Below are 11428 nucleotides of genomic sequence, written 5' to 3' on the forward strand. Positions count from 1 at the left end.
CTCCGGCACTCCGGCACTCCGGCACTCCGGCAAGCATCGGGTGGAACAGCCCCCTTGAGTCAAGGGGGCGCGCCGCCTGGCGCGGGGATCTGGAGGCATGGTCCACGGGGGCCCACGATCTGCTCCGCAGATCGTGGGGAGCCTTCGCGAACGCGAAGACTCACCCCGCGACGGGGTAGGCCTCGTCCAGCGCTGCTTCCAGCGCATCCAGGTCCGGCAGCAGCGCGCTCTGCTCGCCGAGCAGCACGCGCATGTGCACGCCCTGCGGCAGGGTTTCCTCGGAAGCGTCGGCCAGCAGGCCGTCGCGCGGGACCGCGATCAACTGCGGGAAGGTCTGGGTCAGCAGGGCGAAGTACGGGCGCTTGGCGTTGCCACCCAGTGCCTTGAGCACCACCACCTTGTTGTTGCTGGTCACCAGCTCATCGCCCAGCCCGGACAGCCGGGCGAACGACAGCAGGGGCACGTCCCAGCCATGCCAGGCGATCTGCCCGACCAGCCAGGCCGGCGCATCGGGCACGGTCTGCACGGCGACTTTGGACATCATTTCGGCCACGGTGGCATTGGGCAGCAGCACGCGTTCGTGCCCGGCCTGGATCAATACCCCGCGGATTTCGTCGTTGCTGGCGTAACTCATGGCGTGATTCCTGGAAGGGGGCGCGGCGATTACTCGCGTACGCCCCAACGTTCGACGATGCTATGGGCCAGCTGCGGCGGCTCGCCGGCATGCATGCCGGCGGCGACCACGGCGTTGGCGGCGGTGGGGTCGTAGCAGCCTTCACCGACCTGCCCGGCCACCCAGGCGCCTTCTCCGGCCAGCGCCAGCACCGCATCCACGTGGCTGGCATCGGCGCCGCTGAGCAGCACCACGGCGCTGTCGGCCGGCGGCAGCGTGCCGACCTGGACACCCTGCGCATCGGCGCTGAAATACAGCCCGCGATCGCGAACGGCCAGGCCCACGTCATCGGGCAGGATGTAGGCGTTGCCGGCCTGCACCGGCTGTTCCGCTTCGGCCAACACCACCGGCAACGCCGAGACGCGCGCCATCTGCTTGACCAGGTTGCCGTAACGGCCCCCGTCCAGGCGCATATGCACCAGCACCGGCGTGGCCAACCCGGCCGGCAGCGTGGCCAGCAGGCGACGCAGCGCGTCCGGCCCGCCGATGCCGGCCAGCACCAGCACGGCACCGGCGGCGGCGCCGTCGGCGGGGCGCTCGGCCTCCAGTTCCACCAGCGACAGCCGCGCGATGTCGAAATCGGTCGGCGGCGCTGCGGCGCCGGCGGGTGCCGACGGCGGCGGTGCGATCGCCTCGACCGCATCATCATCCACCAGCGACCAGCTGCTGTGATCGCCCAGGGGTACGCGCGGCGGCGCAGCCGGCGGGGCGGACACGGGAACCGGCGGCGGCGCGGACGGCGCGGACGACGCCGGCTGCAGCGCGGCCAGCGCCTCTTCCAGCGACATCGGCTCGCTCATCGTATCCGGCGCCTGGTACAGGCCATCGGCCGGCACGTCGCCGGCGGCGTCGAAGGCCTCGCGCACATGGAAGTCCAACGGGGCATCGGCATGCAGCTGTGCCGGCGTGGTCGGCAGGCCCGGCTCGGGCTGCAGCAGGCCGTCCTGTTCCGAACCCGGCGGCAATACGTCGTGGTGGCCATGCAGCTTGGCCACCAGGTGCCGCGCCCAACGCTGGGCTTCCCAGCCATCGCGGCGTGCGGCCAGTTCGGCTTCGTCGAAAATCAGGGTCAGCGACGGCGAGCCCAGTACCGGGTCCAGCCGTTCAAGCGCGTCTTCGATCGCCGGCTCCAGCGCGATCAGCACCGCACCCGGCGCGGCGTCACGCAGCGCCTGCAGCTCCAGCGTGTTGGGATCTTCCTCCAGCACCAGGGTGGCGCCGGCCTGAGCCAGCGCCTCACGCAGGCGCTCACGGGCAGGACCGACCCGCGCCAGCAGCGCTACCGACAACAGCGAAGGCAGGTCATTCGCGGACACGGGCGATCCCCAGCAGGTCGTACACGTTTCGCATCAGGTCCAATTCCTGGTAAGGCTTGCCCAGGTAACGCTGGACACCGATTTCGAAGGCGCGCTGACGGTGCTTGTCGCCGCTGCGCGAGGTGATCATCACGATCGGCACGTCCTTGTAGCGGGGATCGGCACGCATCGCGGTGGCCAGTTCATAGCCATCCATACGCGGCATTTCGATATCCAGCAGCATCAGGTCGGGCACACGTTCTTCCAGCCGCTCCAGCGCTTCCACGCCATCGCGGGCGACGGCCACTTCGAAGTTGTGGCGTTCCAGGATGCGCCCGGTGACCTTGCGCATGGTCAGCGAATCGTCGACCACCATCACCAGCGGCACGTCGCGGTCGCTGACCTGGGTGGTCGGGGCGATCGGCTTGTGCGGATTGGCCTGGAAGCGGCGCACCAGCGGGGCAACGTCCAGGATGACCACGACCCGGCCATCGCCGGTGATGGTCGCCCCGTAGATACCCGGCACCGAGGCGATCTGAAGGCCGACCGGCTTGACCACGATTTCGCGGTTGCCCAGCACCTGGTCGATGGCCACGGCCGCGCGCAGTTCACCGGCGCGGACCAGCAGCAGCGGCACCTGGGCCTGGCCTTCGGCGCGGGCCTGGCCCTGGCCGATCAGCGTGCCCAGATCGTGCAGGGCGAAGGCTTCGCCACCGTAGTGGTAGCTGCCGTCGATGGTCTCGAAGCGCTCGCGCGAGATCCGGCCGATGCCGCTGACCGAGGCCACCGGCACGGCGAAGGTGGTCTCGCCGATCTGCACGAACACCGCCTGGGTGACCGCCAGCGTCTGCGGCAGGCGCAGGGTGAAGGTGACGCCCTGGCCGCGCACCGAGTGGATGTCCACCGAGCCGCCAAGCTGGCGCACTTCGTTGTGCACCACGTCCATGCCCACGCCACGGCCCGCCAGCTGGCTGACCTGCTCGGCCGTGCTGAAACCGGGCGAGAAGATCATCGCGTCCAGTTCGGCATCGCCGAGCACGGCGTCGGCCTCGATCAGGCCACGCTGTTCGGCGCGGCGACGGATCGCCTCGCGGTCCAGCCCGGCGCCGTCATCGGCCACTTCCAGCACGATTTCCGAGCCTTCGCGGCGCAGGCGGATGGCGATCTCGCCTTCCTCCGGCTTGCCGGCGGCGCGACGCTGGTCCGGGGTTTCCAGACCATGCGCGACCGAGTTGCGCAGCATGTGTTCCAGCGGCGCGACCATGCGGTCGAGCACGTTGCGGTCCAGTTCGCCGTGGGTTCCATCCAGGGTGACGTGGACCTGCTTGCCGGTGTCCTGGCCGGCCTGGCGGACCACCCGACGCAGGCGCGGCACCAGCCCGTCGAACGGCACCATGCGCGCCCGCATCAGGCCATCCTGCAGTTCCGAGCTGACCCGCGACTGCTGTTGCAGCAGCACGTCGTACTGGCGCGACAGGTCGTCCAGCACGCCCTGCAGGCCGCCCAGATCGGCCGCCGACTCGTTCAGCGCGCGGCTGAGCTGCTGCAGCGTGGAGAAACGGTCCAGTTCGAGCGGATCGAACTTGTGGTCGGCCTGGTCCTGCTCGCGCTGGTAGCGGGCGACGATCTGCGCCTCGGTTTCCAGGTCCAGGCGGCGCAGCTGGTCGCGCAGACGCGCATTGGTGCGGTCCAGTTCGCCCATCGCACCGCGGAAGGCACCGAGCTGCTGTTCCAGTCGCGAGCGGTAGATCGCCACTTCACCGGCGTGGTTGACCAGACGGTCGAGCAGGTCGGCGCGCACGCGCACCTGCTCCTGCTGCGGACGGGCCAGCATGTCGTCTTCGCTGCTGGCCTCCAACGGCAACGGCGCGGACAGCGGGGCCTCGGCGACGGCCGTGTCGACCTCCACCGGGGCGGCATCGGGTGCATCGACGGCGCTGTCGGCCGCGACCGGCTCAACCCGGCCCAAGGTGCGCTGTTCGAAGGCGCCGATCAGGTCCTCGGGCATCGCCACGCTGCGGTGCTGGCCGGTGCGGGTCAGCATCTGGTGCAGGCGATCGAAGCCACGTTCCAGCAGGTGCACATCGCTGCGGTCGATGTCGGTGCGGTTGGACGCAACGGCTTCCAGCAACGATTCGATGCCGTGGCCGAGGTCGCCGATCGGGTTGATCCCGGCCATGCGCGCGCCACCCTTGAGGGTGTGCAGGTCGCGCTGCAGGCCGGCGATGACGTCACGGTCGTTCGGCGCGGCGCGCAGTTCGCTGATCAGGCCATCGCAATGGTCGAGCAGGTCCTTGCCTTCTTCCACGAAGATGTCGACCAGCTCCTCGTCCAGAACGCTGAAGTCCAGTGGCTCGGTGCTGTCTTCTTCGACGCTTTCTTCAGCGTCGAGGCCGACCGCGTCGTTGGCAGCCGACGTGCCGCTCGTGCTCGTGCCGGCCGCGATCGAGGCCAGGGCTGCGGTTCCGGCCGCCGCGACCACGGGCGCGTCTTCCAGTTCGAAGAACGGCGTGGGCGCGGCGGTCTCGGTGGCATCGGCATCCACCGCGTCTTCGGCGAAGGCATCGGCCTCGTCGTGCTGCTCCTGCATCTCATGGGTGGCATCCAGGCCGAGCACGCTGTCGGTGTCGTCCCGTGCCGTCGGCGCGTCGATGACGGTCAGGCCATCGTCCAGCACCTGCTGCTCGTCGACCAGCTCGCCGAACGCCGGGGTCGAGGGCAGCGCGTCTTCCAATGCCTCGCGTTCTTCTTCGGTGGCAGTGTCGACATCGCGCTCGGAGAAAGCGGGGATTTCCGCCTGCTCTTCCGCGACAGCGTCAACACCAGCGGTACCGGTGTCTGCGTTGACAGCCTCGACCTCGGCCGCCTCGACCAGTGGTTCGTCTGCGATTTCGGCGTCGGCGTCGGCGTCGGCTTCGGCTTCGACGTCGGTGCCGAGTTCGGCGTCGACAGTCTGCGCGTCATCGCCGGCCACTTCCGCCATCGGCGCATCCACCACGGGCGCGTCGGCGGCCGGGGTGACATCCAGATCGACGTAGCGCGACAGGTCCTCGGCGCCGGTCAGTTCGACCGCGTCCAGTCCGTCGTGCACGACCTGTGCGGCGCCCGCATCGTCCGGCTGCGGGCCATCGGCAGGCGGCGCGGCATCGTCCGCGCTCACCGCGGCGGGCGTCGTCGGCAGCTCGGCGTCGAAGTACGCCGACAGGTCATCGCTCGCGGTGAGTTCGCCGAACGCCAGGGCATCGGCCTCCGGCACATGCGCTTCCACGCCACCGGCCTGGCCTGCGTCCTCGGCGTCGATCGACGCCAGGTCGACCACCGACAGTGCGTCGGCCTCCAGCTCGGCCTGCTGCAGTTGCGCATCGGCACTGTCATCCCGCCCGGCGTAGCCGCCCTGCCCGTCTGCCTGCGGCAGCGTGGACAGCGCGTCCTGCCCAGGCGCGGCGACGGCGACGTCGTCTGCGGCGAAGGCCTGCGCGGCATCCTCCTGTTCCAGGGCGTCCAGCGCGTCCTGCTCGAACGCCAGCTCGTCGTCGGCGACCAGCGCCGGCCAGCGTGCCTCGGGCAGCGTGTCGGCCAACGCCTGCAGGCGCGCGGCCAGCGCGGTCTGCACCGGAATGCGCGGCGCCTCGGCCTGCAGCGCGGTCATGGTGGTGCGGATCGCCTCGGCGGTGGCCGACAGCGCGTCCACGCCTTCGGCATCCGGGGTGGCATCGGCAGCCAGCGAGCGCTTGATGTAGCTCTCGGCAACGCCGGTGACCGCGGTGATTTCCGGCACGTCGGTCATCGCGAACGCACCGTTCATGGTGTGCACCGCGCGCAGCAGGGTGTCGGTCACCGGCTGCGGGGCCACGCTGGCCTCGCGCAGCCAGGCCTGCAAGGTCGCCTGGTGGGTGTCCACTTCGGCTTCAAGGATTTCGCGCAGGACTTCATCGATGTTGGCCGGCGTGCCGGTCGCCTCGACCGCCTGCACCGGTGCCTGGACAGCAGGCTCGATGGTCTCAACGGTTTCAACCAGTGCCGCCACGACCGGGGTCGCACGCTGCAGCGGTACATGGAAGGTCTCTTCGCCGGCAGCAACGCGGTCGGCGATGGCCTGCATGGCCTGCAGGTCGGCGGTCACCCGGCCTTCGCCACGCAGCGCGGCGTTGAGCTGCGGCAGCACGTCGTAGGCCTGCCCGACCATCGCCACCACGGCCGGCGTCGCCGGACGGGTGCCGTCGAGCACGCGGTTGAGCATGCCCTCGATCTTCCAGCTGAATTCGCCCAAGGTGCGTGCACCAACCAGGCGGCCGCTGCCCTTGAGGGTATGGAACACGCGACGGATCGGACGCAGCCGGTCCATGTTGTCCGGCGCAGCGCGCCAGACCGGCAGCAGATTGCCGAGGTTGACCAGTTCCTCGTCGAACTCTTCGATGAAGACCTCGCGGATGTCCTGGTCGATGTTCTCGCCGTCGTCCTCGAAGCCGGCCTCGATGCTGTCGGCATCGTCGACTGCAGCACTTTCCGCGACCGCAGGCGAGGCGGCAGGCGCGGCCTGCGGCTCGGTGCTGAACTGCGATGCAGCAGCGTCGAGCTCGGCCAGGAAGCGCGCCGATTCGTCGTCCAGTTCGATCTTGCTGATCACCGCAGCATGCACGCCGGTGCTGCTGTGGGTGATGAGCGGCGTCTGATCGTGCGCATCGGCGCTGTCAGCTGCGTTGGCGTCGGCATCGGCGTCGAACGCAGGCACGCTCGCGTCAGTGGCGTCAGTGGCTTCGAAGGCCTCGATGACCTCATCGGCGTCTGCGACTTCTGCGATTTCTCCAGCTTCTGCAGCTTCTGCTTCCGCGGCGTCTGCGACATCCGCAGCAGCTGCGGCGTTTCCGACGTCCAGCGCCGGCTCTGCCGTGCCTGCGTCGAAGGTATCGACCTCGGCTTGCAGGAACGGCGGCAGGTGCTCAACGTCCAGGGCCGGCGCGGCGTCGACGAAGACGTCCTGCACCGGCGTGGCCGGGGCGTCATCGATCTGCAGCGACAGCACGCCATCGGCGTTGTGCAGCGGCGCGTCGAAGGTGAACGTGATCGGCTCGTCGCTGATCTCCAGCGCGTCGTGCTCGGCGGAGACCGGGTCGAAGCCGCCACTGAACGACAGCGGCGCGTGGCTGTCGGCCGGCTCCACCGCCTCGGACGGCGCGGCCTGGGCATGCAGCGCATCCAGCGCGTCGAGCGCGGCATGCATGGGCGGCTGGGTGTCCCAGCGGGTCGCGGTGGTGTCTTCGGCGAACACCGGGTCGAAGTGGACGAAGCTGGCGGCGTCATCGCGCGTGGCCGGGTCGGACAGCGTCCACTGCACCGCGTCCGGGACGCTGGCGGTGGAGGCGGCAAACACCAGGCCGGCGGCATCGCCCGCGTCTGCGGCGGGTGCCGGGGCGGACGCATCGGGCAGCGGGTCGAAGGTGAAATCCGGCAGCGACGGCGGCACGCTGCCCGGGGCAGGTGCGGACGCGGCCATGGCGGTGTCGATATGTTCCGGCGCCGGCGTTTCCCAGGGCGCCAGCTCGATCGCTTCCGGTGCCACCGGCAGCGCTTCGGCGCTGGCATCCGGGGCGGCGGCATGCGCATCGGGCAGCGGCCAGTAACGCAGGGTTTCCAGGCTGGTGCGGGTGATGTCCAGGATTTCGTCGCGGCCCGGGCGACGCTCGCGCAGCGCTTCCAGGTAGTACTCCAGGCTGGCCATGGCATCGGCCAGCGTATCCAGCTGGCGGCCACTGGGCACGCGCTGGCGGCCGATCAGTTCCACCGCGATGTACTGGCGTACGCCCTGCAGGTAGTCGGCCGGCGTGGCCAGGTCGAGCATGCGCAGCGCACCGGCGACCTCGCCAAGCAGGCGCGGTACTTCCTGCAGCTGCTGATGGTTCCAGTTGGTTTCGATGAAGGCGACGAAGTGTTCGCGTGCGGCGGCGAAGTTGGCGATCGCTTCATGCGCGAGCACTTCCACCGTGCGTCGGTTTTCCACCGCGCTCGGATCGTCTTCACCGCTGATGTTGGCACCCAGATGCGCGACCTGGTCATCCAGCGACGCGTCCACGTACAGCAGTGCGCCGGCGATATCCAGCAGCAGGCTCTCATCGATCTGCTGCTCGCCGTCGACCACCCCGCGCAGCGCATCGCGCTGCTGCACGACCACGCCACGGGCCACGCCCAGGCCCATCATGCCCAGGGTATCGGCGACCGCGCCGAGTTCGTTGACCTGGGTCTGCAGCTGTACCGGCTCGCCGCCGGTGCGCAGGTGCAGGTCCAGCGCGTCCTTGATCCGCAGGAGTTCTTCCTTGACCGCATTGCCGACGGTGTCGAGCAGCTCGCGGTTGCGGCCGCTGAGGCTGCCGCGCGCGTGGTCGAGTTCGGCCTCGGTGGCGCTGACGCTGTCCGGGGCGAAAGCGAACAGCACGCTTTCATTGATGCCCGGCGCAGCGCGCGCCGAACGGATGTCATTGAGCAGCGGCAGCAGCACGATCGGAATGTCGCGGTGGCCGTTCTGCAGGCGTTCCAGATAGTCGGGCAGCAGTACGCTGCCGCGCATCAGGGTCGCGCAGGCTTCGTCGCGGTCGGGCACCTCACCGGCACCGATCGCGTTGGCCAGCTGTTCCATCTCCTCGGCCACCATCGCCGGGGCATACAGCTCGACCATGCGCAGGGTGCCCTGCACCTGGTGCAGGTAGCCGGCGCAGAAGCGCATGCGGCTGCCGTCGGCAGGGTCCTCCACGTAGTACTCGACCTCATTGCGCACCTGGCGCAGGGTCTCATCCAGCTCCGGCTTGACCCAGCCCAGGGCGGCGTGGCTCATGGCATCGCGCAGCGTGCTCATGCCGGGACTCCCGGCAGGGTGGCGCGCGTGTCGTGCTTTGAATTCTCGCGATGCATCATCTGCTGATTCCTTCCCTCTCCGCCCTGCCCGCGGCTCACGCCGGCAGCTTGAAGTCGGCAACCGAGCGGCGCAGGTCGGCCGCCAGCTGTGCCAAATGGCCGATCGACTCGGCGGTCTGTCCCGCGCCCTGCGAGGTCTGGCCGGTAATCTGACGGATCACGCCCATGGTGCGGGTGATGTCCGACGCGGCCGACGACTGCTGCTGGGCGGCGATCGAGATGTTCTTGATGAGGTTGTTGAGCGCGTTGGACACGCGTTCGATTTCGGTCAGGGCCGTACCGGCGTCTTCGGCCAGGCGTGCACCGGACACCACCTCGGCGGTGGTCTGCTCCATCGAGCTGACCGCTTCGTTGGTATCGGCCTGAATGGCCTGGACCAGGCCTTCGATACGCCGGGTCGCGCCGGAGGTACGTTCTGCCAGTCGCTGCACTTCGTCGGCCACCACCGCAAAACCACGACCGGCTTCACCGGCCGAGGCCGCCTGCACCGCGGCGTTCAACGCCAGGATGTTGGTCTGTTCGGAAATGTCGTTGATCAGTTCCACGATCGAGCCGATTTCCTGCGAGGACTCGCCCAGGCGCTTGATGCGCTTGGAGGTCTCCTGGATCTGGTCGCGGATCTGGTCCATGCCCTGGATGGTCTCGCGGACCACGCCGGCGCCTTCGGCGGCGATCACCACCGAGCGCTGTGCCACGTCGGCCGATTCGGCCGAGTTGCGCGACACCTGTTCGATGCTCGACGCGATTTCGCCAATGCGGTCCGAGGCCGAGGTGATCTGGTTGGCCTGGTGGCCGGCCGCTTCGGCCAGCTGCATGGCCGTGGCCTGGGTTTCCTGGGTGGACAGCGCGACCTTGGCCGAGGTGTCGTTGATCGTGGTCACCAGGTGGCGCAGTTCGTCCACGGCGTAATTGATGGCGTCGGCGATCGCGCCGGTCATGTCCTCGGTCACCGAGGCCTTCACCGTCAGGTCGCCTTCACCCAGCGAGCTGATTTCGTCCAGCAGCCGCATGATGGCCTGCTGGTTGCGGCTGTTGAATTCCACCTGGGTCTGGTAACGCAGGTCCTGCTCGCGCGAGCGGCTGCGCACGGTGCTGCTGACGAAGCCGATGATGGCGATCAGCGACAGCGCGCCGGAGATCACGCCCAGCCAGAAGTTCGGGAACAGACGCGTATCCCGCACCGAGCCGAACGAGGAAAACGCTTCGAACAGCTTCTTGCTGTCATCCAGCATCCTGGTCGCGCCGCCGGTCAGTGCCGCGGCCGAGGACTGCGCCGAGAACAGCTGGCGCGAGCTGGCCAGGATCGCATCGGCGTCCTTCTTCATGGTGTCCCACTGCTTCTGGGACTGTTCCAGCGCCGCCAGTGCACCGGCATTGCGGACCGGGGCGATGCCCAGCTCTTCGTTGCCATTGCGCAGCGCATCCAGCACCTGGGTGAACACCACCGAGTCGCGGGCCAGCGCGTCGCCTGCCGCGGCGGCACCGCCGCCACCGGCGCGCATTTCGGTCACGCGGCGGGCCATGGAGCCGACCACCACGACCTGCTGCAGCGCGTTGTACACCTGCGAGGCAGGCGCGCCACCGGCCGACATCGCGCGGACCACTTCATTGAGCTGTGCCTGCAGTGCCGGCACGCCATTGACGAAGTTGTTGGCGTTGCCGGCCAGGGCCAGCACGGCCGGCTCACTGGCCACCAGCTGGGCGGCGCTCTTGCCGAGCGGCTCCCAGGTCTGGCTGAGCTGGCTGAGTGGACCGGACACGTTCGCTTCGCTGCCGTAGCGGCCCTGCAGGCTGCTCACCGTGCTTTCGATGCGGGTCTTGGTTTCCTTGAACGCGGTGAAGGCCTGCGCGTTGCCCAGCACCGCCTCACGGCCCTGGTTGGCCAGCTGCTGGGACAACACCTGCAGGTCGGCCGCGCCGGTACTGGCGCCGGCCAGGCGACTGCCCTGCCAGGTGGCCACGCCGGTATTGACGCCGAACACGATCATCGACAGGGCCAGCAGGCCGAGCCAGAAATTGGTTCCCACCGACCCGAGCTTGCCGGCCTTGGCGGATTCCGAAGCAGTACTCATCGTTCAACCTCGATCTTCAATGCGGTGAGACAGGCAGCAGCGATCAGGCTGCGGCCTGCCTGAATTCGGGAGTACGCGACAGCAGCGACAGCGAGAACACGCCCCAGTCGTGACCGTCGCCGTGGAAGGCGCGGTCGATGAAGTGCGCATAGCGACCACTGGCCAGGTCGCCGACGGCGATGTCCTGGTTCTGCTCGAAGCTGCGTTGGCCAAACAGTTCATCGATGGTCAGGGCGACGTCGCCGCCGGCCTGGCGCATGATCAACACGCGCTGGCCTTCCTGCTGCACGGTGCGCTCGCCTTCCAGGAAGTACTTCAGGTCCACCACCGGGAACAGATTGCCGCGCAGGTTGCCCACGCCCAGCAGCCACGGCTGTGCGCCGGGGACCGGGGTGATCGGCGGCATCGGCACGATTTCCACCACTTCGCGGAAATCCGAGACCAGATGCCGCTTGCCCACCCGGTAGCCGACGCCACGCCAC

Annotated in this window: 5 protein-coding genes; all 5 read right to left on the reverse strand. The window is 69.0% G+C overall.

Features of this window, described 5'->3' with window-relative positions; all coding sequences use genetic code 11:
* Nucleotides 1-160 precede the first annotated feature (160 nt).
* Complete coding sequence (locus AC1DQP_RS10265; protein ID WP_256776862.1) at nt 161-634, reverse strand: chemotaxis protein CheW; 474 nt, start codon at nt 632-634, stop codon at nt 161-163.
* Nucleotides 635-663: 29 nt separating this feature from the next.
* Nucleotides 664-1989 carry a chemotaxis protein CheB gene (locus AC1DQP_RS10270; protein WP_457317880.1) on the reverse strand — a complete coding sequence of 442 codons (1326 nt, stop codon included), beginning with the start codon at nt 1987-1989 and terminating at the stop codon, nt 664-666.
* The gene (locus AC1DQP_RS10275; protein ID WP_457317881.1) at nt 1976-8815 is read right to left on the reverse strand and encodes an Hpt domain-containing protein; all 6840 of its coding nucleotides are present in this window, start codon (nt 8813-8815) and stop codon (nt 1976-1978) included. Before AC1DQP_RS10275 ends, AC1DQP_RS10270 begins: the two co-directional genes overlap by 14 nt.
* Before the next feature lie 94 nt (nt 8816-8909).
* Nucleotides 8910-10946: a methyl-accepting chemotaxis protein gene (locus AC1DQP_RS10280; protein WP_256776865.1), complete on the reverse strand. Its 2037-nt coding sequence runs from the start codon at nt 10944-10946 to the stop codon at nt 8910-8912.
* A 43-nt stretch (nt 10947-10989) separates the two neighbouring features.
* Nucleotides 10990-11428 (reverse strand): chemotaxis protein CheW (locus tag AC1DQP_RS10285; RefSeq protein ID WP_478051534.1); only part of this gene is annotated, 439 nt, incomplete at its 5' end.

This window comes from Stenotrophomonas sp. P5_A8 (assembly GCF_056400545.1).

Coding starts and splice junctions, on each gene's coding strand:
- AC1DQP_RS10265 (WP_256776862.1), bottom strand. CDS start 634: ATGAGTTACGCCAGCAACGACGAAATCCGCGGGGTATTGATCCAGGCC.
- AC1DQP_RS10275 (WP_457317881.1), bottom strand. CDS start 8,815: ATGAGCACGCTGCGCGATGCCATGAGCCACGCCGCCCTGGGCTGGGTC.
- AC1DQP_RS10280 (WP_256776865.1), bottom strand. CDS start 10,946: ATGAGTACTGCTTCGGAATCCGCCAAGGCCGGCAAGCTCGGGTCGGTG.